The sequence below is a fragment of the Pseudoselenomonas ruminis genome (assembly GCF_008271295.1).
Taxonomy (GTDB): domain Bacteria; phylum Bacillota; class Negativicutes; order Selenomonadales; family Selenomonadaceae; genus Selenomonas_A; species Selenomonas_A ruminis.
Map to the genome: position 1 here is coordinate 20,852 of NZ_VTOY01000002.1, position 23,665 is coordinate 44,516.

General features: G+C 49.4%; 25 protein-coding genes, 1 tRNA gene and 1 other RNA gene. 3 read left to right on the plus strand and 24 right to left on the minus strand.

The features are described from left to right. Positions 1 to 114: 114 nt before the first annotated feature. From FZ040_RS03725 to FZ040_RS03830, 22 genes are all read right to left on the minus strand, one after another. On the minus strand, positions 115 to 1,818 hold the full coding sequence (locus tag FZ040_RS03725) for a ShlB/FhaC/HecB family hemolysin secretion/activation protein (protein ID WP_149170786.1): 1,704 nt from the start codon (positions 1,816 to 1,818) through the stop codon (positions 115 to 117). 144 nt (positions 1,819 to 1,962) lie between these two features. Beyond that, on the minus strand, positions 1,963 to 2,196 hold the full coding sequence (locus tag FZ040_RS03730) for a pro-sigmaK processing inhibitor BofA family protein (protein ID WP_033169948.1): 234 nt from the start codon (positions 2,194 to 2,196) through the stop codon (positions 1,963 to 1,965). Next, positions 2,196 to 2,792, minus strand: coding sequence for a recombination mediator RecR (gene recR, locus FZ040_RS03735; RefSeq protein ID WP_033169949.1), 597 nt, complete (start codon positions 2,790 to 2,792; stop codon positions 2,196 to 2,198). The genes FZ040_RS03730 and recR overlap by 1 nt, the downstream gene beginning before the upstream one ends. A 2-nt stretch (positions 2,793 to 2,794) precedes the next feature. Next, on the minus strand, positions 2,795 to 3,130 hold the full coding sequence (locus FZ040_RS03740) for a YbaB/EbfC family nucleoid-associated protein (RefSeq protein ID WP_033169950.1): 336 nt from the start codon (positions 3,128 to 3,130) through the stop codon (positions 2,795 to 2,797). A gap of 161 nt (positions 3,131 to 3,291) precedes the next feature. Beyond that, positions 3,292 to 5,085: a glycoside hydrolase family 9 protein gene (locus FZ040_RS03745; RefSeq protein ID WP_149170787.1), complete on the minus strand. Its 1,794-nt coding sequence runs from the start codon at positions 5,083 to 5,085 to the stop codon at positions 3,292 to 3,294. A gap of 17 nt (positions 5,086 to 5,102) precedes the next feature. Continuing rightward, on the minus strand, positions 5,103 to 5,894 hold the full coding sequence (gene bglS / locus FZ040_RS03750) for a beta-glucanase (protein WP_255448736.1): 792 nt from the start codon (positions 5,892 to 5,894) through the stop codon (positions 5,103 to 5,105). 72 nt (positions 5,895 to 5,966) lie between these two features. Continuing rightward, positions 5,967 to 7,385 carry a 6-phospho-beta-glucosidase gene (locus FZ040_RS03755; protein WP_149170788.1) on the minus strand — a complete coding sequence of 473 codons (1,419 nt, stop codon included), beginning with the start codon at positions 7,383 to 7,385 and terminating at the stop codon, positions 5,967 to 5,969. A gap of 14 nt (positions 7,386 to 7,399) precedes the next feature. Next, positions 7,400 to 7,717, minus strand: coding sequence for a PTS sugar transporter subunit IIA (locus FZ040_RS03760; protein ID WP_149170789.1), 318 nt, complete (start codon positions 7,715 to 7,717; stop codon positions 7,400 to 7,402). A 14-nt stretch (positions 7,718 to 7,731) separates the two neighbouring features. Next, positions 7,732 to 8,034 carry a PTS sugar transporter subunit IIB gene (locus tag FZ040_RS03765; protein ID WP_149170790.1) on the minus strand — a complete coding sequence of 101 codons (303 nt, stop codon included), beginning with the start codon at positions 8,032 to 8,034 and terminating at the stop codon, positions 7,732 to 7,734. 50 nt (positions 8,035 to 8,084) lie between these two features. Next, positions 8,085 to 9,392 (minus strand): hypothetical protein, encoded by a 1,308-nt coding sequence (locus FZ040_RS03770; RefSeq protein WP_149170791.1) that lies wholly within the window; start codon positions 9,390 to 9,392, stop codon positions 8,085 to 8,087. A gap of 42 nt (positions 9,393 to 9,434) precedes the next feature. After that, a complete protein-coding gene (locus FZ040_RS03775; RefSeq protein ID WP_149170792.1) occupies positions 9,435 to 10,796 on the minus strand; it encodes a PTS sugar transporter subunit IIC in 1,362 nt (453 codons plus the stop codon). Between the two features lie 271 nt (positions 10,797 to 11,067). Further along, entirely contained in the window at positions 11,068 to 11,910 is an 843-nt protein-coding gene (locus FZ040_RS03780) for a MurR/RpiR family transcriptional regulator (RefSeq protein WP_149170793.1), read from the minus strand. After that, positions 11,907 to 13,628 carry a DNA polymerase III subunit gamma/tau gene (gene dnaX, locus FZ040_RS03785; RefSeq protein WP_149170794.1) on the minus strand — a complete coding sequence of 574 codons (1,722 nt, stop codon included), beginning with the start codon at positions 13,626 to 13,628 and terminating at the stop codon, positions 11,907 to 11,909. Before dnaX ends, FZ040_RS03780 begins: the two co-directional genes overlap by 4 nt. An 83-nt stretch (positions 13,629 to 13,711) precedes the next feature. Continuing rightward, positions 13,712 to 13,811, minus strand: an RNA gene (gene ffs, locus FZ040_RS14395) — signal recognition particle sRNA small type. Between the two features lie 67 nt (positions 13,812 to 13,878). Continuing rightward, a tRNA-Ser gene (locus FZ040_RS03795) sits at positions 13,879 to 13,970 on the minus strand. Between the two features lie 153 nt (positions 13,971 to 14,123). After that, the gene (locus FZ040_RS03800) at positions 14,124 to 14,765 is read right to left on the minus strand and encodes a hypothetical protein (protein ID WP_149170795.1); all 642 of its coding nucleotides are present in this window, start codon (positions 14,763 to 14,765) and stop codon (positions 14,124 to 14,126) included. Next, positions 14,755 to 15,141: a response regulator gene (locus FZ040_RS03805; protein WP_033169959.1), complete on the minus strand. Its 387-nt coding sequence runs from the start codon at positions 15,139 to 15,141 to the stop codon at positions 14,755 to 14,757. Before FZ040_RS03805 ends, FZ040_RS03800 begins: the two co-directional genes overlap by 11 nt. 204 nt (positions 15,142 to 15,345) lie before the next feature. Continuing rightward, complete coding sequence (locus FZ040_RS03810) at positions 15,346 to 16,545, minus strand: NupC/NupG family nucleoside CNT transporter (RefSeq protein ID WP_149170796.1); 1,200 nt, start codon at positions 16,543 to 16,545, stop codon at positions 15,346 to 15,348. A gap of 85 nt (positions 16,546 to 16,630) precedes the next feature. Beyond that, positions 16,631 to 17,017: a cytidine deaminase gene (locus tag FZ040_RS03815; RefSeq protein ID WP_149170797.1), complete on the minus strand. Its 387-nt coding sequence runs from the start codon at positions 17,015 to 17,017 to the stop codon at positions 16,631 to 16,633. A gap of 26 nt (positions 17,018 to 17,043) precedes the next feature. Next, the gene (locus FZ040_RS03820) at positions 17,044 to 18,366 is read right to left on the minus strand and encodes a pyrimidine-nucleoside phosphorylase (protein ID WP_149170798.1); all 1,323 of its coding nucleotides are present in this window, start codon (positions 18,364 to 18,366) and stop codon (positions 17,044 to 17,046) included. 56 nt (positions 18,367 to 18,422) lie between these two features. Next, positions 18,423 to 19,604 carry a phosphopentomutase gene (locus FZ040_RS03825; RefSeq protein WP_149170799.1) on the minus strand — a complete coding sequence of 394 codons (1,182 nt, stop codon included), beginning with the start codon at positions 19,602 to 19,604 and terminating at the stop codon, positions 18,423 to 18,425. A gap of 202 nt (positions 19,605 to 19,806) precedes the next feature. Next, entirely contained in the window at positions 19,807 to 20,352 is a 546-nt protein-coding gene (locus tag FZ040_RS03830) for a GNAT family N-acetyltransferase (RefSeq protein WP_149170800.1), read from the minus strand. 120 nt (positions 20,353 to 20,472) lie between these two features. Here FZ040_RS03830 and FZ040_RS03835 point away from each other — a divergent pair, with 120 nt between their 5' ends. The 3 genes from FZ040_RS03835 (at position 20,473) to nrdG (ending at position 22,713) form a co-directional block, all read left to right on the plus strand. Next, positions 20,473 to 21,531 carry a mechanosensitive ion channel family protein gene (locus tag FZ040_RS03835; protein ID WP_149171066.1) on the plus strand — a complete coding sequence of 353 codons (1,059 nt, stop codon included), beginning with the start codon at positions 20,473 to 20,475 and terminating at the stop codon, positions 21,529 to 21,531. 326 nt (positions 21,532 to 21,857) lie between these two features. Next, positions 21,858 to 22,145, plus strand: a complete 288-nt coding sequence (gene nrdD / locus FZ040_RS03840; protein WP_149170801.1) for an anaerobic ribonucleoside-triphosphate reductase — start codon at positions 21,858 to 21,860, stop codon at positions 22,143 to 22,145. A gap of 64 nt (positions 22,146 to 22,209) precedes the next feature. Next, a complete protein-coding gene (nrdG, locus tag FZ040_RS03845) occupies positions 22,210 to 22,713 on the plus strand; it encodes an anaerobic ribonucleoside-triphosphate reductase activating protein (RefSeq protein ID WP_149170802.1) in 504 nt (167 codons plus the stop codon). A 73-nt stretch (positions 22,714 to 22,786) separates the two neighbouring features. Here nrdG and FZ040_RS03850 read toward each other — a convergent pair whose 3' ends face one another. Beyond that, the gene (locus FZ040_RS03850) at positions 22,787 to 23,203 is read right to left on the minus strand and encodes a universal stress protein (protein ID WP_033169968.1); all 417 of its coding nucleotides are present in this window, start codon (positions 23,201 to 23,203) and stop codon (positions 22,787 to 22,789) included. A 30-nt stretch (positions 23,204 to 23,233) separates the two neighbouring features. Next, positions 23,234 to 23,665 carry a universal stress protein gene (locus FZ040_RS03855; protein ID WP_149170803.1) on the minus strand — a complete coding sequence of 144 codons (432 nt, stop codon included), beginning with the start codon at positions 23,663 to 23,665 and terminating at the stop codon, positions 23,234 to 23,236.

The window sequence follows — 23,665 nt, forward strand, 5'->3', positions numbered from 1 at the left end:
TCTATAATATATCGTCAATTATTTGCTATTTATTAAATAAAACACCGTGTTTTTCCTGCTTATTTGAAAAAAGAACAGTCACACATTTTGCGTAACTGTTCTTTCCTTCAATCTTTAAAATGTTGTCGTCACCGTTAAATTGAGCCGCACGGCATCAACATGCTGGTTGTTCAGTTCCCGCTTGAAGGGGATGCCCAGCGTCAACGAGCTGTTGGTCCGCCGATAATGATAGCTTGTGCCAAGGCCAATGCTTATGAGGCTTTTGTCATCCGGCGCTGTCTCGCCGCTCACCGTGCCAAAGTCAAGGAACGCAAACGGATCATAGCGATGCGATTTGCCGCAGGGAACATGGTATTCCATACTCATAACCAGCCCCTTTTCCCCGCCGATAAAACTCTCTTCATACCCCCGCACCGTGTTCGCACCGCCGATAAAGAATCGGTCTGCCGATGCCAGCTGATTGCTGCTGGTCTGCTGAATATCCAATCGCCCTTGTATATACTGCCCATGCGTATAGCGCTTTTGATAAAAGGATGCCAGCCGATAAAGCGTGCCGCTGTAATCCTCATGGTAGACAGAATCATCGCCGCTGACCCGCAGAAGCGAATGTTTATGATAAACGACTGATGTATGTCCGTAATGCGTAAAAGAAATATAAGGAATGTACCGCATCAACGAATCATCCAGCCAGGAAACCTTATTTCCATGCCCCAGGTCTGTTTTGGAGGATTGATGTGCCAGCTGCAATCCGGCCTCATAGCGGCGGTCCGGTTCGACCTTCAGCGGCACGCGCACGGTCATACCGTAGGAGCTGGCCTTTCCCTCGACTCCCAGCGCCTGAAGTTCTCCCTTTTTGATGTCCGATTGCGAACCAGTATACTCCACATCGAGGCGAACGCCACGCGGCGATACCGGAATGGAGTAGTTAAGCCCCCACATGTCAGACCCCCGGCTCCGCATATAATTGACACGCAGCGTATCACGGATACCAGTCAAGCTGCGATTGGTATAGAAAAGCCCATTGCGCCACCTGCCACTGCTCTTATAGCCGTTGTTATCACTGTAACTGATCAGATTTTGCCGTGGTGGCTCAAAAACCAAAATATCATAATCAGTCGTCCCCTCAGCTGTCCCCGGTTTCATGACAAGCCGCAGCTGAACATCGTTGGTACCATGAAACCATTGCAACTCGCGATTCAGCGTCTCGATATTATCGACAGCTCCTGGCGTCAAACTGAGCCGCTTGCGGATATAGCCTTCCTTTGTATTTTTGTTGCCCTCCATGCGTATGGTTCCCGTACGCCCCTCAACAAGCTGCACACGCACCACGCCATCATGGATGCGCTGCGGTGGAATAACAGCCCGACAGGTCACATACCCCTTTTCCCGATAAAGCGTCGTGATTTTTTCGGCCATTTCCTGCAAATCCTTGATCTCGATTTCTTTATCGAGATAATCCGCCGTAATCTTCTGGATTTCTTCCTCGGGAAGCACAGCCGATGAATCGTGTAAAACCTTCTTTAAGACAAATTTCACTGCCGCAGAGGTTTCTGCAGTTTCATCCTTTCCCTGCTGCTCAACGGTTTGATGCCGTTTTTTTTCATCCTCGGCAATCTGCTCCTGTACACGTTCCCATTCCATCGCCTCACGCAGGCGTTCCGCCGCCTGAGCAGCCGAAGGACCGACTATCTGATCCTGCGTGCCGGCAGGTAACGCCGGCCGTGCAGCAGCCCAGGCCCCATGACTGTTCCCCGCGAGCGATAAACCTATGGCCAATGAAAGCACAGCATAACGCCGCCAACTTCCATGCGTTCTCATACTATCCCCTCCCGAATGACAACGAATTCGTATACCCTTTTTTCATTTTAGCAAAAAAAACATGAATTTGTAAACATCAGTTTTTTCAGATATTTTTCTGCAAAAAATCAGCCGCCATTGCTTTGACAGCAAAGCGGCTGATTTTCATTTCATCAATAATACGATGATGACGCCCGGCACACCTAATACACCAGCTATGAGTGCTTTTAAAAAGGTGATTTTCACACCAGCGCCAAACAGGTTGACCACCCATAGCAGCACAACGCCCACCAGGCTGTTCGTAATCATCTTCCAAAGCAGCTTCATCGGCAGTGCGACGATTTTGCCAATAAGGCACAAAACGATCAAGCCTACTGCAAAGGCTGCAACAATTTCCATTAGATTTCCCTCCGGTTCTCCATTGCCTTGGACAGCGTCACTTCATCCGCATACTCAAGATCGCCACCGATTGGCAGACCATGCGCGATGCGTGTCACTTTTAGGCCCATAGGCTTTACTAATTTGGCAATATACATTGCCGTCGCCTCTCCCTCGACATTGGGATTTGTTGCCATGATGACCTCTTTTACGGTATCATCGGCCAGACGATTCAACAATTCCTTGATGCGAATCTGCTCGGGACCAATCCCCTCCAGCGGTGAAAGTGCTCCATGAAGCACATGATAGACACCGTGATAATCACGCATGCGCTCCATAGCTGCGACATCCTGCGGCTGCTCAACGACACAAATCACGGAATGATCCCGCTGGTCACTGCCACAGATTGCACAGGGATTCGCATCACTCAAGTTAAAGCAGGTATTGCAGTAGCCAATCTTTTCCTTCGCATCCACGATTGCTGCCGCGAGCGCCTTTGCCTTATCTACATCCATATCGAGCACATGATAAGCAAGACGCACTGCCGTCTTGTTTCCAATACCCGGCAGTGCGCGAAAGTGCTCGATTAATTTTGCTAACGGTGCAATATACTGCACGATTAGAACATCCCCGGCGGCAGGCCAAGACCGCTCGTAAGCTTGCCCATCTCCGATGCCATCATGTCGTCTACTTTCTTGATAGCTTCGTTAAATGCTGCCGAAATAAGGTCCTGCAGCATCTCAACATCTTCCGGGTCTACTGCTGCCGGATCAATAGTCAGGGACTGGACCTGCTTCTCACCATTCATGACGATTTTGACAGCACCGCCGCCAGCCGTTACGTCAACTGTTTTGCGTTTCAGCTCGTCCTGCATTTTTTTCATTTCGTTCTGCATTTTCTGGACTTTTTTCATCATGCCGGCCATCTGCCCCATGTTGCCCATTCCACCAAACATGTTATTGCTCCTCTCATATATAGGAATTTAGCTTTATTACCTATCATAGCGTATCAAAATTATGTGCCAACGTCAACGAAAAAATCCCTCTGCAAGCAGAGGGATTTTCTCCTGAACAGTCTTCCATTGATACTTGAAAAGGATCATAGAAAAAGAGAGTTTCACTTCGTCACGCTGGGGAAAGCGCGCGTAAGTTTTATCTGAGATGCTGTAAACTCCACCGGTTTAGCAAACCATGACAGAGCATAAGCTGCCGTTCCCGTGTAATCAATAGCATACTCATTCGTAGACCAGGACGTTAAAACGTCGAGATAAGATTTTGCCGTCGGAACATGCTTGCTGGCAAGATATGCCGTCTGATCCGGGTCGCCGCCCGACACAGCATTCGGGCCGCCGACAAGCAGTCCCGGTACATAGGCGCCCGTACTCTCGTGAATACGATTGTGCGGATGCTCCGGCGGGTTGGCACCTGCGCCCGTCAAGAAGCTCTTGTCCAGCGAGTTGCGGCCAAACATATAATGAATCTGCGACAATGCACCTTCGACATAAGCCTGTTTCGGCTCAATCTGATAAGCCATCAGCAGCATATCGCCCTGCGTCATCGCATTTTTCGTTGAAGCCCAGGTATACTCATCCTTCGACAAGGCACAGCCAAAGCCATCTTTGGAAATCTTATCGGCAATGAAGTCAGCATAGTCAAGGTATGCTTTCTTCACGTCAGACTGCAGGCTGGCATCGGCATTTTTCGACATGGCATAGGCAAACTGAGCCAAAGCCAGCGTGTTATCCCAGGTGAAGAATCCCGGAGCTTTTACCAGCTCGGCTTTATTCTCGCGGAGATATTTCTCGTACTTCTTATCGCCTGTCGTACGGAACATTTCTGCCGCCATCCACAGGCGTTCCTGGATGTCATTTTTATCATCATACGGCCCGGAACCGCTTTCCTGTCCTTCATCTACACGATAGAGAGATTTTTTATTCTTGGAAAGATAATTCCAGACTTTATCGGCATCTTTCTGGAGCTGTTTGGCATAAGCAGCATCGAGGCCACGATAGACACGGGCACCGATGGCAAGACTTGCCCCATACATAGCCGTGCTGGCAGTGCAATTGCCGTAGAGGAACCGCTCCTGCGTATCCGAATCCGGGCTCTTGTCAAAACCAGGCCACTGCGCACCAGACACTTTATGGAACGTGCTGCCATCCTTGCGCATCATTTTCTTCATGAAGTCAAACTCATATTTGACTTCGTTCAATGCATCCGGCAGATTCTTATCGTAGGTGATGCCTTCCGGGAACAACAGCTGCCCCTTCGTAAAATGGTCCGGATGGGCCTCATAAGCGAGCAGAAGTTCAGCGGCAGCAATACCTGCCGTGGTGGTATATTTGCCATAATCGCCAGCATCATACCAGCCGCCCGATACATCCACGATATCGCCCTTCTTGTTCAGCTTATCGGTAAAATATACTTTTGCCTGTTTATCCTGGGCATGACCATTTTTGACTTTAAGGCCTGTGATATCTTTATCGTTGATTGGTGTTCCGCTGCGGCTCAGCGTAAAGGAACGCAATGTCTGCACAGCCGGAACCGCATAGACATTATCGCCGATTGCAAATGGATAAGACTCACGATTACCCACTTTGAGTTTATACGTTCCCGGTGTATTAAAGCTCGTGAAATCTGCGCGCTGCAAGGTTTCTTCCGACATGGCATCGGCCTTGGCTGCCGACAGGCTGCCTTTATATACCACCTTATCGGTCTTCGCATCTACGAGTTTAAAGGATGTTTCACCGGAATCCGTTACCATAGCAGCCTTTTCGTGACCCGTGAGGTAACCAACCTGGTCTACATGCATGCCTGCGTCAGCAGCTTCCGTCAGAGACGCTGCTCCGCAAGTACCCAGCATGGCAATTCCTGCCAAAACCATCCGGCACAGTCTTTTCTTGCTCTGCATGATATCTCAGCTCCTTATTATTCAGCAAATGGCGTGTATTTGATGGATTTGTACTCAGCAGTGAGCGGCAGGTTCGAATCATTGAACGGTTTAAGCCAATCGTCGACCCCCAGGCCATTCCAAGCGTTCATCATGATTTTCTGCTTGGTCACCGGCAGGTCTTCATTTTCACGGCGGAATACTTCCTTGCCATCGACAAACCAGATGATGGAGTTCTTATGCCACTCAAAGGCATACGTGTGGAAATCCTCCGATGCATCAAATCCAAGGTCAATCATCTTCTCGTGTCCGCCTTTACCGTTGCGGAAGTAATTGAGCTGGACTTTCGTCGTGTCTTTGCCGAGGACCTCGAAGTCAATCTCATCCCACGGATCGCCATCATAAGGGCCCGTGTACGTGAAGAACGAGGAAACAACACCATCATTCTTCATAGCTTTCATGACAACTTCATAACGGCCATAGCCATACGTTGCCTTACTGCGGTACTCACCGCCGGAATACGGAACTTTATCAGCAGCCGGGTTGGGTGACTCGTCAACCGTAAGCTGCAGCGTGCCATCTTCAAACGTTACGTTTTCCTTATGCCAGAAGCAGTTGAACGGCATACCATTCGTCCAGCCATTGGAAGCTTCAAACAGGGAATTTTCCCCTTTCGTCAGGTCAACCTCAAAAGCATCGCTGGCTTTCGTCTGCGTTGCCGGTGTTGCCGTAGCCACAGCCGGAGCAGCCATATCCATCGTTACCGAAACCGGTGCAGCCAGTGCCATCATAACAGCAGCTGCCAATGCTTTCTTGCGAATATCCATCATTTTACTTCCTCCCTATGTCTTTGCTTATAATTGACCGGTCAATTTGACCGGTCAAAAATCCCCTTTTTAATTTCAATAAGACAAATCTTCACCATTGCTATTGATGACTTTCTGATACCAATAGAAGGATTTCTTCGGACTGCGTTTCAACGTGCCTTCGCCCTTATTATTCTTATCGACATAAATGAAGCCATATCGCTTCTCCATCTCACCCGTACTAGCCGAGACAAGATCGATTGGGCCCCAAGGGCAATACCCCATAAGTGTCACGCCATCCTCTTCGATAGATTTTTTCATCTGGGCAATATGCTCAGCGAAATACTTGATGCGCTCATCATCCTGTACCATACCGGATGCATCCGGCTCCTCATGCAGGCCAATGCCGTTTTCAACAATCATCATCGGCAGCTCATAACGCTCGGAAAGCACATTGAGCATATACCGAAGGCCTACCGGGTCAATCTGCCAGCCCCAGTCAGAAGCTTTTACATACTGGTTGGGGATTTCCTTGGCCAGATGACGGCTCGTCTCATCGTATTCGCTGACAAAACTCATGTAGTAGGACAGGGCGAAATAGTCCACCTTGCCTTCTTCCAAAGCGGCGAGGTCCCCCTCTTCCATCTTGATGTCATAGCCATGGAGTTCCCACTCCTTCAGCATGTACTGCGGATAGTGTCCGCGGCACTGAACATCGCTGTAATAGAAAGTGCGGTCCATTTCTTTGAGCGCCGCAATCTGGTCGAGCGGTTTGCAGGTTGCCGGATACGACGGCGACATGGCGAGCATGCAGCCAATCTGGAAATCCGGATTGATTTTGTGACCTTCAATAACCGCCTTTGCCGATGCCACGAGCTCATGATGGGCTACCTGGTAAAGTACCGCATAGCGGTCCTCGCCATCTTTATAGATGACACCCGAGTTCGTGAACGGAGCAAACGTCTCTTTGACGTTGCGCTGGTTATTGATTTCGTTGAACGTCATCCAGTATTTTACTTTGTCCTTATAGCGCTCAAAGCACGTAACGGCAAAGCGGACGAACATGTCAACGAGCTTGCGGTTGCGCCAGCCGCCATACTCCGTTACCAGATGATACGGCATTTCAAAGTGCGACAGTGTAATTACCGGCTCCATGCCATATTTGTGCATTTCATCGAACAAGTCATCATAGAATTTGAGACCTTCTTCGTTCGGCTCCAGTTCATCGCCATTCGGGAAAATACGCGTCCAGGCAATGCTCGTACGGAAGCACTTGAACCCAAGTTTTGCCAGCAGAGCAATGTCTTCCTTATAATGCGAGTAAAACTCGATAGCCTCATGATTCGGATAAATCTTGCCCGGCAAGACGCCATCGGTAATCTCACGCGGCTTGCCTGGGCCGCCAACCGTCATGACGTCGGCTACGCTGATTCCCTTGCCGCCTTCTTTCCAGCCGCCTTCGAGCTGATGAGCAGCCACTGCGCCGCCCCAGAGGAAACCTTTTGGAAAACTCATGATTGGTATCCTCCTTACTTCTGTTCATCGAAGCGCTTGTATACTTCGATAAATTCCAATGCAATCGTCTTAAAGCCTTCGGCACTCATGAGCTGGTCTTCGGCGTGAAGAATCAGCAGGCTGATATTGCCGCCTTCGCCGGAAGCTTCCTTCTGGAGCAGTCCAGCATGCGCATCGTGGCCCTCCACGAATGCTTCATCGCCCTCGGCGATAAGTTTTTCTGCCGCTTCATAGTTGCTTTTTTTCGCTTCCTGAATGGCTTCAATGTAACAGCTGCGCGCCGTGCCAACAGCCGAGATAATCTGAAATGCAGTGAGTTCTAAACCTTCCATAAAAACAATACTCCTTAGTCGTTCATCAATTTACGGGCAAATTCAAGGGCACCCTTGCCATCCATGCGGCCATACATGCGCATATCAATTGCATCAACCGGAATGCCCGGAATCTGCTCAGCGATCTTATTCTTCTGGAAGCGAATCTGCGGTCCAAGGAGCACGCAGTCAGCATCCGCAGCCTTCGTGGCTGCCTCCGATGCCGAGAAGGCATCGATGGAGCAATCATAAGAAGCCTCAGCAGCAGCTTCCTGCATTTTCTTTACCAGCATACTGGTGGACATTCCCGAAGCGCAAAGTAAAACAATCTTTTTCATAATAAATTCTCCTTTTCATTTTTTCCCCAAGAAAACTGTTTATTATTAAATTAGAAATGGAAATCAACACGGGTACGAAGCATGGTGTGATGATACTGCTCACCACGATGACCATCCCATACCAACTTGGTTGCATTTGCCTTCATGTAGAAAGTATCCCACTCGATATTCTTAGCCGGGACATATTTAAAGCCAAATACCCAGCCGCGATTACCAGCATGGAACGCACCATCCTGCTTATCGCCGAAAATACCTACCAAATCATTTTCATTGTTCGGATAATTGAAATAGCGTGTATAGAGTTGGAAAGACCCTGGGCTATTTAGATCCGGCCAACGATAGTTCATCTGAACAGCATACGTATCTCTGCCATCAAATGCTATCTTTCTGCCGCCTTCTGCATCCGCAATCTTGCGCTCACGATTCGTATGAACATAATCTCCCAACAGGAAGATATTCTTAATCGGATTATACATTGCACCAATGAGGAAAGCATGCGAACCGATAGAGTTCTTCAAACCATCCCAAGGTGCAGCTTCCTTGCCATAATAATCGACACCTAAGTCTTCATTCTTGCCCACATTCAGTTTGCCATAAGCCAGCCTCGTTTCAAGTTTTGGACTAATCCGCCCCTTAAGCCCCAGGCCTGCTACACTAAAGTCATAACCACGATCCGTCGGGGTAAGATAAAATGCTTCAGCTGTCAGTGGCGATTTTGGCAGCTTAACATCAGCCACCACACCATCGGACTCATTGCCAAAGAAGGCAAAATTGTAACCCATACCGCGCCATCTGCGGCCAATATCAAGATTGACTTTGCCGACAGATCCCTCTGCCCAAACGCGCTGAATCGTACCATGCTCATTATCGTATTGATGATCTCTGTCTTTCGGATGATATGCTGGATATTTATGCGGATCATTAAGCTGCGCCGTCACATATTTCGCATAATGTTGTACCGTCTCTGCCTGGAAATTCATATTCCAACGATCATTAACCTTATATTTCCCCTCGAGATCTAAGTAGGTACGACGGAAATCATTTCGATTGATATAACCATTGATGTTATCATTATCCCATCCTAAACGGCCAAAACCATTAATTTGGATGCGGTTCTGGGCATCTTTGAGATTCTTGATTGCTGCTTTATTGCTGTTTGCAACTTTTTCCGTCCGTTTGAGCTTGGCATTCTCTTTTTTCAGTGCATTGAGCTGCTTGGAAAGCTGCTGCTGCTGTGCTTCCAGCGCTGCGATACGGGCGTTGATATCCGTATCATCGTTAGGTGCTGCCATGGCCGTGCCCGAAATCCCCATTGTAAGACCGAGAATCATTGCTGTTGCTTTTTTCTTGCTAATCATCATCATTTTCCCCTTTTCTCGATACTTCCTAAAAAATTTGAATTAATGTTCTGCAGCCGACTGCATCTCAGCTTTTACGGAATCTGCTTCCGGTTTTGCTTCTTCCATGTCGCCCATTTCCTCTTTGAGGAAGGCGTTATCCTGCGCTTTGAGGAACGGGAAGTAGATTGCCGTAGCGATAGCGAGGTTTACAATCTGAACCACTGCGCCCTGCCAGCCATCGAGCAGGAAGCCGGCAATGATTGGCGGCGTCGTCCAAGGAACCTGAACGGCCGTGAACGGAGCCATAAAGCCCGTCGTGATAGCAAAGTACGTAACAAACATCGCAATCAGCGGAACAATGACAAACGGTACCAAAAGGTACGGGTTGAACACGATTGGCAGACCGAAAATAATCGGCTCATTGATGTTAAAGAGACCCGGGACAAACGCCATCTTCATCAGCGATTTGAGCTGCTGGGAACGTGCCGTGAAAACACCAGCCAGCAAAAGGCCCAGCGTCAGGCCGCAGCCGCCGCTCTTTACAAATACATCGTTAATCTGGCAGGTGAAAATTTTAGCCTGCGGATTGTTGACAAGGCTCATACCAGCATCGATGATGTGCTGATTGTCCAAGGAGTTGGCAATAAGCAGCGGGCTTACCACACCGCCGACAACGTTCGGGCCATGGATACCAGCCCAGAACAGGATGCTCTGAAGACCTACGATAATAGAACCACCAGCCAGCGAGTCGGAAAGACCCTGCAACGGCGTCTGGATTACTTTAAAGATGAGTTCCGGCAGCGTCGTTGCGCCGATGTAATGGCAAAGGCCATAAAGTACCGAAGCCGACGTGAAGAAAATCATGCCCGGCACAAGAGCCGTGAAGGCTTTCGCTACGCCCGACGGAACCGAATCCGGCATCTTGATACCGATGTGGTTCTTTTCGCAGTAGCAGAATACATAGGAAACAAAGAAGGCAATGAAGATGGCAGTGATAACACCGTTGCTGCCTGCCCAGGCTTTCGGAATGATGTCGCCAATGGTTTCCCCACCTTTGCTTACAATCGTCGGCGGCATCAGAATCAGGAAGGTCGAAAGCGCCAGGATGGATGCCATGATGGCATCGCAGCCTTCATTTTCAACGAATTTATAAGTGATGGACAAGACTACAATCAGTGCCAGGACGCTGAACGTGCCACCAGCAACCGCATTCAGCGGAGCCGTCCAATCCGTTCCAAAAATCGAAGCCATAAACTCCGGATATCCCGGCAGCGGCAGATTGGCCAGCAGCAGGAACACCGAACCGCAGATCGTGAACGGCGTCGTCATGATGAAACCATCACGCAGGGCCGCTACGGCACGAATCTGAGCGAACTCCCCCATGAATTCGATAAATCTATCGAACATTTCTTGTTTACTCATTTTCTTTTCCTCTTTCCAAATTTGATTTACCCTGGGGCTGTGCGCGCAGCCCCCGTTCCCCTTAAGGTGATTATAATATAACACGATGCCAATTGCGGAACAATAAAGTTGAACCAATACGAAACACTGCTTCACAACCTTGGTAAAAAACGCATTTTGTCTCGTAGCACTGTTACATATATTATACATATTCTGATAATTTCGTTATTTTATGCAAAAACGAGCACCAAAAAAGCCTTCCCCGTAAAAGGAGAAGGCTGACTCATTTCGCTTAATAATAGAAGTGTTTGCTAAGCCACTGTTCTTTCTGGCGGGCACTGTGGAAATCGACGCGGGTCATCAAGACCGCAAACAAAATATCCATGACGTATTTCGCTCCCATGAGGAATACACGCGGGCCAAGTTCCTCCATGGATTTGACGGTTGCGACCGGGAATACCACATCCGCTACCGATGCCAGGCTCGAGCGCGGTGATGCCGTCAGGACGATAATCGGATTACCGCGGAGTTTTATCAGCCGGCCAATATCAAGCAGCATACGATTTTCCCCCGTGCGGCTGATAAAGAAGGCAACGTGTTCCTTAGGCGCGCCCGTAGCCTGCAAATACTGCATGGTCATAGCCGGGTGAACCGTAGAACATTTATTGGCCATGATAAAGCTTGACGCTGCCATATTGGCAATGTCAAGATTGTTATCCGTCGCATAAAAATCCACATGCTCGGTTTTATTCAGCAGTGCCAGTGCACGGACAAAATCCGAAGGTTCGAGCATATTGCGCGTATCCTTGAGTGCATCAATTTCGATACTGGTAACTTTATCGAGAATTGAATGAACCGAATCGCGGTCTGTCATCATGAGCTCTTTGCCATGTGGCCGGTCGACATACTGCATCATCTCCGCCAGGAATTTAACGCGGAATTCCGTATAGCCGCCAAACCCCAGCTTCTGGCTGAAGCGCACGATAGCAGCCGAACTCGTAAAGGTTTCCTTCGCCAACTGACGCGTAGACATACCGGGCAGCATGCGAAAGTTTGCCAGCAGATAATCGGCAATCATGGCCTCGGATTCCGAAAAACCATCCTTATCCTGTAATTGTTTTACTACCCCCGTCATTTTTCTCCCTCGATTTCAACTACATGATCCCCAAAATAATTAAAAGCTTTTTCAAGTGGTGCTCGTTCCTCCGGCGGCATTTGGTTCAGATTCACTGGAATCGTCTCCGGCTCCTGGAGCACAGCCGCTGGCTGTTTTTGCTTGGGCCGTGGCGGCGGCGTCATCGGCCTGTCCTCACCGCTGCAGGAAAGATGAAGTTCCCTGCCCGTAATCTCCTGCAAAATCGTCTCGAGCTGCGCACGATAATTGCGCATCGTAAGCGACGCCATAAGACTCCCCTTGAACTGAATAAAAAACTGCCGCTCTGTCATACCCGCAAAGGTTCCCTGTGATACACAGGCAAATATCGGCATCTTATTCGTGTCTTTCAGCGTCTGAAGCAGTGTATTCCAGACTTGCGTATCTTCTGCACTGACGGGCATTGGCGCCGGTGCAGGGCTTGGTGCTGGAACCTGCTCTGCCCGTGCCCGCATGTTTTCCCCTTTGTTGCGGACAGGTGCTGCTTTCGCAGCCGACATTGCCTTTGCTCCTGCAGCCAAAGCTGCACTAACCTGGGCAAGCTTTGCCTCCAGCTGGGCGATCCTATCGTTATCCGGTGCTGCTGCAACTGATGCAGCCACCATCGGTGTGGCCTGTTCTTCCCGGCAAAGCGACAGCAGTGCCACCTCTACCGTAATGCGCGGCTGCGGCGACCATTTCATTTCATTCATCGCTTCATGGAGCCGCTTTATCATCCGCATGACCTGCTCTGCCGGGAAAAGTCCCGCCTGTTCCTTCAGGACATCATCCTGCTCGGCATAGAGGTCCATGTTGGCCACCGTCCCCACGGCCTGATAAATCATAAGGCTTCGCAAGTGCAGCGAAAGCTCCGCTACAATCTGCTTGAGATCCTTGCCATCACGCAAGAGCTCGGCTATAATCTCCAGCACTTCCTGTGCTTTGTGTGCCGCCAAAGCTCTCGTCATCCGGTAAATCCAGTCATGCCCCACCAGTCCTAAGATTTGCCGCACCCGTTCCGCCGTAATCGTTCCCTCCGACAGGGCAGAACACTGGTCGAGTATCGAAAGCGCATCGCGCAGTCCGCCATCCGCCTGAACCGCTATCATCGTCAAGGCTTCATCTTCGGCATCAAGCTTCATTTCATCAGCTACATACCGAAGACGGTCATGAATCTCTTCAACGGTAATACGCTTGAAGTCATACCGCTGGCAACGAGACTGTATCGTTGCTGGAACCTTGTGTGCCTCCGTCGTCGCCAGAATAAAAACGACATGGGCTGGCGGCTCCTCCAACGTCTTTAACAGCGCATTGAAGGCCTCCGTGGTCAGCATGTGAACCTCGTCGATGATGTAAATCTTATACCGTCCATCGACCGGCGCAAATTTTACCGTCTCACGCAAATCGCGGATTTCATCAATACCGCGGTTCGATGCTGCATCGATTTCGAACACATCCATGGAGGAACCATCGTTTATCTTGCGGCACTGTGCACACGTCCCGCACGGATCCGGCGTTGGCCCCTGTTCACAGTTCAATGCCTTGGCAAGAATCTTTGCCGTACTGGTCTTACCAGTACCACGCGGACCGGAAAACAAATACGCATGACCAATCCTGCCCGATGTGATAGCATTGGACAGCGTACGGCTGATATGCTCCTGACCGACCAGGTCCTTGAAACTGCCTGGACGCCATTTCCGATATAATGCAATATAAGCCATGAATTGTTTTCCCCCTGATTCCGCGATACAAAAAAAGGATAGCTATGGCAGCTATCCCCTTGTTCTTTTTCACGTCGGACCACAGTCCCCAGGCGCCCTCACGGCACATGAAGCGACCCTCTTATCGCTGCTTCCTTCCGGACCTGACGAGGTTCGTGGGACTTCATTGCGTAAGACCAAAGCACTATGGCCCGACCTGAAAAAGAATTCTGCCTCTTCTGCCATCCAATATTAAAAAAGGATATAAAAATGGCGGAGAGTGAGAGATTCGAACTCTCGATACAGCGTTCACCGTATACACGCTTTCCAGGCGTGCTCCTTCAACCACTCGGACAACTCTCCACAATGCTCTACCAAAAGAAGCTATTAAGTTTTTATTGCTGATGTCGCTCAACAACAGAACCTATTATACGGGTTATCAAACCAGATGTCAACACTTTTTTGAAAAATTTTCAACCCGCAAGAAAATAGGAGCAGCTTCCTGCCCCTATTTTATCAAAAAAACTCGTCGACCGCCAGTATGATTTGAAATGAACCAAACGAGGTATAGACCCGCAGGCGCAATTGACGGCTCCCCTGCGGTACTACATCCTTCTTCCAGCGCGGCGGGTGCAAATCCCCTTCCAAATCTCTTTTGGCCATCTCAATGCTGAACAGCCCCTGAACGACATTGAGAAACTCTTCGCAGCAGTCAATTGCCAAATCGTCCACCCGGTCGAATTCCTCTCCGCTATAGCGGCGCGCCATTTCCAAAAAGACTGGTTCCGAGGCGATAACACCGCCGACAAAGTCAATGTCACCACTCACGCGAATCGAAACGGCATAGGCTGGCGATGGTTCCTCCGTCACCACAAGATCCTGTGACACGACACTGAACGTGTGCGTCAATTCCTGCATCTTCTCAATGAAAAGCTCCACATACTTCGTGTAGATGTTCAGCTCATCATCATAGCCATCAGCAGCTGCCAATTTGACCGCCGTGCGGATTGGACGGGCATCCGCGCGGACAATCTCAGGCACCCGATGCACGAGTATCTCCTCATCCGTCTCCCCCTGCCGCAGCAAGGACTGAATTTCCTCCGGACTGTAATTCCTTTCATTTAACAGGCATTGTGCAATGTTGTATTTATTTTTCATCGCCAGCGACCTTCTTTCGGACAGACTCAATGGTCTTCTTTATCTGGTCGCTGGAGTATGGTTTCTGGATAAAGTCCATTGCCCCCATCTTCAAGGTCGTCATCAGCTTCTGCGGAGTTCCCGCGGAAGACAACATGACTACCGGCAGGTCCGGATTGACTTCCTTGATTACCTGCAAAGCCTCTATCCCGCCGACTTCCGGCATGACAATATCAAGGAATATGCAGTCAATCGATTCCTGAAGATTCAGCATAACAGCGTCTTTGCCATTTTCTGCCTCCAGCACTTCACAATCCAGCGCTTCCAGCTCCTGACGCAGTTTTTTTCGCAACAGTTTCGAATCATCGGTAATGAGAACCTTGAGTTTTCTATCCAATGTTGTCGCCCCCCAAATATCTCTATTGGCTTATTATTTCTAAATTATATCCCGTTCATCCAAAATATCGGATATTCTATCTATTCGCTAAAGCCATTTTATTTTCCTTCTCGCCGTACTGTAGCAATAAAAAAAAGCTCCGATGACTCAACATAAAGTCATCGGAGCTTCGCTTATAAAACTGTTATTGAAAAGCGCCGTTTATTACCAGACGAACAGGCCAGCAATGCCTGCCGACAGCAGCGAAACCAGAATACCCGAAAGCAGCATATAGCCAACGTTACGGGAAATCAGTTCGTTCTTTTCATCATCGACAATGCCCTTGAAGCAGCCGATAATCATGCCCAGCGTCGAGAAGTTGGCGAAGGACGTAACAAAGACCGTCAAAACGCCCTGCATATGACGGCTGAACTGACCCAGGATGTCCTGAACATTCAGCATGACAACGAACTCATTGGTGACGAGTTTCGTGCCCATGTACTGTGCCAGCTGGAACGCTTCGGCCGAGTCAAGACCCATGAGCCAGGCAAACGGGAACATGATGCAGCCCAGAATATTCTCCAGCGTGATGGCCGGATGGATGAGAACCAGCAGCATATCAATGAGTTTAGCCAACGCAACGAATGCGATGACGTTAGCACAGATGATCAGAATCAGACGGCCAGCACCAAGAATGGAGTTGCCGAGGAAGGAGAAGAACGGCTCGCGCTCTTTGCCACCTTCCGTAACCGTTGCTACCGTATCTTCTTCCTCGGAGATTTTAACCGGATGCAGCAGGTTCGTAACGATAAGTGCATTGATAACGTTCAAAGGAATTGCCGTGATGATGAATTCGCCCGGCATCATCTGCGTATAGATACCGACCATAGCAGCCGTGATGCAGCTCATGGACATCATGGCAAGCGTCAGGCAGCGGTCTGCCTTCATGCGTTTGAGCTGAAGACTGGAAACAGCCAATGCCTCCGTATTGCCCAGGAACATCATCTCAATCGCAAAGAACGACTCGAACTTCGGCTCACGCGTAACGAATGCCAAAGCTTTACCAACCCATTTGATGATGAACGGCAGTACACCGATGTAAGTAAGAATATCGAACATCGGAACAACCAGCAGGATCGGCAGCAGCGCTGCCGTGAAGAAGTTCATCTGCGGAACGTGTACCCAGTCCGGGAAGGCAAACGCAATACCTTCATAAGCCACGCTGATAAGCCAGCTAAAACCTGCGGCAGCAGCGACAATGATTTCACGGCCAATCGAGAACGACGTCAGGAACCAGGCCATAAATACGTTGAGCAGCAGCAAGGCGCCTACACTGCGCCACTGAATTTCTTTGCGTTTTTTGGATAAAAGAACACCGATTGCCAAAAATACCAAAACGCCAAGAACATTGATAATAAAGTACATGATTTTCTCTCCTTTGTACCTGTGAGATAAGGACACGTGTCCTATTCTCTCACAAAGTACATATTATTGTCAATATTTACTGATATTAAAGGTCTTTATCCGTGAATGCAAACGGCAGAATCTCTTCCAGCGTAGCGACTTTCACATCGCCTTTGAGGTTTGCCATGATAATCTTGTTGATGTGGAATTCGCCCATAACCTGACGGCAGGCACCACATGGTGAACACGGTCCTTCCGTGTCGGCAATCAAGGCAATTGCCTCAATTTCCTTCTCGCCTTCCGATACCGCTTTAAAAATAGCCGTGCGCTCAGCACAATTCGTTACCGGATAGCTGGAATTTTCGATATTGCAGCCGCCATAGACGTTTCCTTTTTTCGTCAATACAGCCGCACCAACCTTAAACTTGGAATACGGGCTGTAGGAAAACTCCCGGTATTTCTTGGCGACCTCGATAAGTTCTTTATCCTCCATCGTATAACCCTCCCCGTTAGCTACGATTAATACTTCTCAACCTTGTCTTTTTCTACGCGGGCATAGACCAGCGGCTCTTTCTCCGGCTGGGTGTCACCAATGGTAACAGCCTCACGATACATGCGCTCGGCATTTTTAAGCGACTCTTCCTTGGACGTATAGAGCGTAACCAGGCTGTCGCCCTTCTTGACAGCATCGCCAAATTTCTTGTGCAGGACAAGACCAGCCGAGAAGTCGATATCGCTCTCTTTCGTCTCACGGCCTGCGCCCAGAACAACGGACGTTTCGCCGATTTCCTCAGCGTTCATCTTCGTGATGAAGCCATCGCGGTCAGCGACAACGTCAAGTTTGAACGGAGCCTGTGCAAACTTCGTGTAGTCGCGGAGGACTGCGTCATCGCCGCCCTGTGCCTTGACCATCGTGCAGAACGTCTCGAAAGCGGAACCATCTTCGATGGCTTTCTCTGCCATAGCGCGGCACTCTTCCGGCGTGCCTTTGCCAACGAGATAGAGCATGTTCGAAGCCAGCTGCAGGGAAACTTCCGTAAGGTCTTCCGGACCATGTCCCTTGAGGACATCCATGGATTCCATTACTTCCAGGCTGTTGCCGATGCCAAAGCCCAGCGGCGTATCCATATCCGTGATCAGGGCTACCGTACGGCGGCCCGCGCCTTCACCGATGGCAACCATAGTCTGCGCCAGTTTGATGGAATCGTCGAGAGTCTTCATGAAGGCGCCGCTGCCCGTTTTAACATCGAGTAGGATGCAATCGCTGCCAGCTGCCAGCTTTTTGCTCATGATGGAGGAAGCAATCAAAGGAATGCTGTCAACCGTAGCCGTAACGTCGCGCAGTGCATAGAGCTTTTTATCAGCCGGAGCCAGGTTGCCGGACTGGCCGATAACGCTGACGCCACATTTGTTGACCGTATCGAAGAACTCTTTGCGGTCCAGAACCGTGCGGTAGCCCGGGATAGCTTCGAGTTTATCCACCGTTCCGCCCGTATGACCAAGGCCACGGCCTGACATCTTGGCAACTTTACCGCCGCAGGCAGCAACAATTGGTGCCACGATGAGCGTCGTCTTATCGCCAACGCCGCCCGTAGAATGCTTGTCGACTTTCTTGCCTTCGATAGCCGAAAGGTCAATCATATCACCGGATTTTGCCATGACTTTCGTCAGTTCCGTAATCTCATGGTCGTTCATGCCGTTGAACCAGATTGCCATCGTCATCGCCGACATCTGATAGTCGGGAATATCACCGTTAACATAACCGGTAATCATGAACTGGATTTCCTCATCCGTCAAAACTTCGCCATGTTTTTTCTTGGTGATAAGGTCGTACATTCTCATTGCTGAATCTCTCCTTTATGTATAGGGGAGCTGTGCTCCCCTCCCTATTGATACGTTTAGTCTTTTATGATGCGTGGCAGCAGGCTCTCACCTTTGGTCTTGAGGTCGCAGTCAAACATATCCGAAATCGTTGCACCAATCATGGCAAACGTCGGATACGTGCCGAGGTTGACGCCCTCTTTGATATGCTTGCCGTAAATCATGAGCGGCACATACTCACGCGTATGGTCCGTTCCCGGTGCTCCCGGGTCACAGCCATGGTCAGCCGTAATCATCAGCACATCGTCATCTTTCATCTTCGCCATGAACTCGCCCAGCTGACGGTCAAATACCGTTGCTGCCTCAGCATAGCCATCGATGTTGCGGCGATGACCGTACTGCATATCGAAGTCAACGAGATTTACGAAGCAAAGGCCCGTGAAATCTTCGTCCATAACCTTGAGCGTCTTTTCCATGCCATCGACATTGTCTTTGTTGATGCCCAGGCTGCGGCTGATGCTGCGGCCGGCAAAGATATCGGAAATCTTGCCAACGCCAATAGTATCGAGGCCTTTGCGCTGCAGAGCATCCATCATCGTATCGCCTGTCGGGTCCAGCGAGAAATCATGGCGGCGGGACGTGCGCGTGTAATCCGGATAACTGCCCACATACGGACGGGCAATGACACGGCCTACGCCATGCTCGCCCTGCAGCATCTCACGCGCCGTCTTGCAGTAGCCATAGAGCTCTTCAACCGGCACATCGGCTTCGTTAGCAGCGATCTGGAATACGCTGTCAGCCGACGTATAAACAATCAAGCCGCCAGTTTCTTCCTGCTCACGGCCATAGTCATGAATGACAGCCGTACCAGAATACGGTTTGTTGCAGAGGATTTTTTTGCCGAAGGCTTTCTCGAGTTTCGCAATCAAATCAGCCGGGAAACCATCGGGATAAGTCGGCAGCGGGCGCTCCGATACGATACCAGAAATTTCCCAATGACCGATGGTCGTATCCTTGCCGCGGGAAAGCTCACGCAGGCGGGCAAAGCTGCCAATCGGTGCTGCTTCCGGAGTTCCGCAGTCAACACCATCGATGTTGAACAGGCCGAGTTTCTTCATATTCGGCGTGTCATATTTCGGTGAAGCAGCAATAGATTTCAACGTATTGCATACATCATCACCAAACTCCGGTGCATCCGGCTCACGGCCAATACCATAGCTGTCCAGCACAATAATAAAGGCACGTTTGAATTTACTCATAAAAAAGACCTCCCATACCAAAAACAGTTCGTTATGTTTATAATTGTCTGACGATTACTGTTCTTAATCTTATCTTAGGTTGTTATTATTGTATCGCTTTCCGGCTTGCAATAAAAGGACACATGTCTCGAAACAAAACGGATTTCATCTTGTTTCTTAAGCATGTGTCCTATTCTTGTCTTTCTATTTCACTATTTTCTTCTTACTGTGCTGTTAGTTCCAGCCCCTTAGCCTTGCGCGCCTCATATTCGCGATCAAGAATTCCAAGTACCACGAGATTTTCATATACGCCATTTGTTATAATCGTCTCACGAATCAGTCCTTCACGCACCATTCCTTCCGATTCATAGAGATGCAGCGCCCGCGCGTTATAGTCCTTGCAGTCCATCCAGGCACGATGGAATTTCAAATCCTCAAACGACCAGGCCTTCAACAGCTTCATCGCCTCATGGCCATAGCCAACACCTTTTTTCTCGATGATGACATGCGTCCACTCGATTTCCTTCGCCTCAGTAAGCAGCCCGTTTATCATCAGATACCCGACAGGCGTTCCTGTCTCCTTTTCCTCAACGATAATGTCGATGGCCGCTTTTCCTTCGTGGATTAACTTCGTATGAAAATCCCGGTCAAACGGCACGATAAACTTTAAATTCTCTGGTTCATATTCCAGTTTCATAATATAATCAAGGTCGGATATATCTGCCTTCCGCAAGCGAAGGCGTTCCCCAACGTGCAGGATTTCTGCCATACTACCGCTCCATTCCTATTTTTATTTTTCTTTTTCCTATTATATAGTATAATAATTGTATTTTCGAGTTCAAGTGATTCAATCACTGTTATATAACAAGGGGGTTTTATTTTGTCCACTATGGAATGGATGTCCTGGATTGACTGGGCTCATCTTTTGGAAATGCTTATTCTGCCCGGCTGCATTCTCGCCGCTTCCCTGACAGCCGGTATCACCATCAACCGCATCATTCACCAGCGCGTTTCCCGCCACCTCTCTACCGAGGAAACTACCTGGCAATTCATCTTTGTCAACGCGCTCCGCGGCGTGCCGATTTCCCTCTGTCTCGTTGTCGGTCTCTATTGGATTGTCAACACCAGCCATCTCAGCGAACCACTGGTCAAAATTTTCTCCTATATTCTGTTCACCGTCATCATCCTGTCGATTACGCGGGTCATCGCCCGTACGGTAAATGGCATCATCGACATGCAAATCGAACGCTCGGAACAGAAAATGCCCAAGACCACCTTGCTGAACGCCATCGTCAACGGCATCATCTATGCGATGGGATTCCTCGTCATTCTTCAATATTACGGAATTTCCATTGCCCCCATCCTGACTGCCCTGGGCGTCGGTGGTATGGCCGTCGCCCTCTCCCTGCAGGAAACGCTGGCCAACATCTTCTCCGGCCTGCATCTGATTCTTTCCAAACAGCTTCGCATCGGGGATTACATCCGCCTGAGCACCGGCGAGGAAGGCCGCGTTACTGACATCACCTGGCGCTTCACGACCATTGTTCCGGCCGGCGATGCCAATATGGTAGTCGTACCAAACCAGAAAATCGCCTCATCCAATATTACCAATTTCAGCATGCCCCGCCGCGACATCGTCATCCGTATTCCCATTGGCGTGGCCTATGACAGCGACCTTGAACAGGTCGAACGCGTAACGGTTGAAGTTGCCGAAGCCATCCTCAAGCAAGTCGACAAAGATGTGAAAATAAAGCCCGCGGTCCGCTTCCATACGTTTGGCGATTCCAGTATCAACTTCAATGTTGTCATGCATTCCAGCCGTTTTGACCATCAGTTCCTGCTCAAACATGAATTTATTAAAGCCCTTACCAAACGCTATCGCGAAGAAGGGATTGAGATTCCCTATCCAATTCGCACCGTTATCCAGGCAAACAATTATCCCCAATGACCAATTGTGGATAACTTTTTTCGGCAGGAAAGTTTATTCAGCAGTGAAATCTCGCCACATTGAAAGAAGCGCCAAGATCCTATATTCCTGCTTCATTTTCCAAAAGGAATTCCTGCATAAACTATCATTTTGTCGGATATAATACAAGATTTCCTTGTGGATAAGCCTGTGCATGGCAGCTGCAAAAACAACTATATGTAGTATTTCTATTGACTCTAGCACCATATATATTGTATAATTTCCTTGCAAGCGAAAGAAGAACCATTACTTGCATCAGTATTTATAAATAAGCACGATTACAATAAATAGAAGGACAGGTGGACTACATGATAGTAAATGGCATCGAAGTAACTGTAGAGGGTTTAAACGACGTTTCCGAACAGGAAATTGTGAATTATATTGACTATGTAGAAAACGAGACCAATGAAAAGCTCGATACGCTGCATATTTCAGCTGCTGGCAATGACGATGTCAACATCGATTACGTCCTTCAGCCGCAGAAATTCGAACGCATCCGCCGCATCACCGGCTATCTGGTCGGCACCATTGACCGCTGGAACGATGCCAAACGCGCCGAAGAACATGACCGTGTAAAACATGGAATGCGGCACTAAAAACACAATCACGAAAAACCTTCCTCAATGAGGAAGGTTTTTCTATGAAAGGAAGTCTTCCTCCATGAAACTCAGAATCGCCGGCATTGTTGACGACTCCGTTGTCGACGGCGAAGGCATGCGGCTCACCGTATTCACCCAAGGGTGTCCCCATCACTGCCCCGGCTGCCATAACCCCGACACCCATGATTTCCAAGGCGGACGGGAAACAACACCTGAGGCCATCCTGGCAGAAATCGAAAAAAACCCACTTCTTTCCGGGGTAACCTTCAGCGGCGGCGAACCCTTTATGCAGCCAGCCCCGCTCACACGCCTTGCCAAAGACGTCCACGCCCGCGGCCTTGATGTCTGGAGCTACAGCGGCTACACCCTCGAAGAACTCATCGCCCGCCGTAATCCTGCCATCAACGCATTGCTTGCAGAGATTGATGTGTTGGTAGACGGAAAATACCTCGAAGCACAACGCGACCTAACCCTGAGTTTCCGCGGCAGCCGCAATCAACGCGTCATCGATATGAATGCCTGGCGAAAAAACGGGAAGCTAAAACTTCTCTATGAAAACGAATAAAAAACACGGATAATGAATGGACTATCCTCCATCATTATCCGTGTTTTTATATGGAACTTTAATACAAGGATTCTTATTTTACGACCAGTACCGGGCACTTCGACTGTTCAACGATGTACTGGCTGACACTGCCCAAGAGAACACCTTTGACTACGCCAAGACCGCGGCTGCCCATAACGATGAGGTCCATATCGTTGCTGGCAGCAAAGTCGAGGATGACGACAGCCGGCGAACCCGTTTCCGAGAATGCTTCCTTTTCAACATCCGACGGAACCATCTGCATCGCACGGTCCAAAATGACATTACCGGCTTTTGTTACTGCTTCCAGAATTGCATCGGACAAGCAGGCATTGATTGCCAACTGGTTAATGTTTGCTACATACAGAAAGTTCAACTTAGCTTCGCAGGCTTCCGCTAACGCAATAGCCTGCGCAACGGCACGGTCCGAACCTTCCGAGCCATCTACTGGTACAAGGATATTCTTCATCATAGTATTACCCCCTTGGTAAAATGCTTTCCATTATCTGGCCACTGCCACAGAAACTTCTGCCCGTTCGACAATTTCCTGGCTGACACTTCCGAGCAAAAGCCCCTTCATAAAACCAAGCCCACGGCAGCCGACCACGATAAGTCCTGTCTGCTCTTCCTGCGCAAAACGCAAAATCTCATCAGCAGGGATGCCTGTCCGACGATGATACTCTGCCGTAACCGAAGGCGGAACATGCTTCCTCGCTCGTTCCAATGCCTCCTTCTCCATTGCACCGACAGAACCAGCTATCGCCTCGGGCAGCCAGGACTCTTCTTCTGCATCTGTATCCTTATCAAAATAGGAAACATGCAGAATATCGAGCACTGCTCCTGTAGGTTCCGCCAATGATACAGCGAAATCTACCGCCCGCTCAGCCCCCTCTGACGCATCAACAGGAACAAGGATACGGGTAAGTTTCTTCAT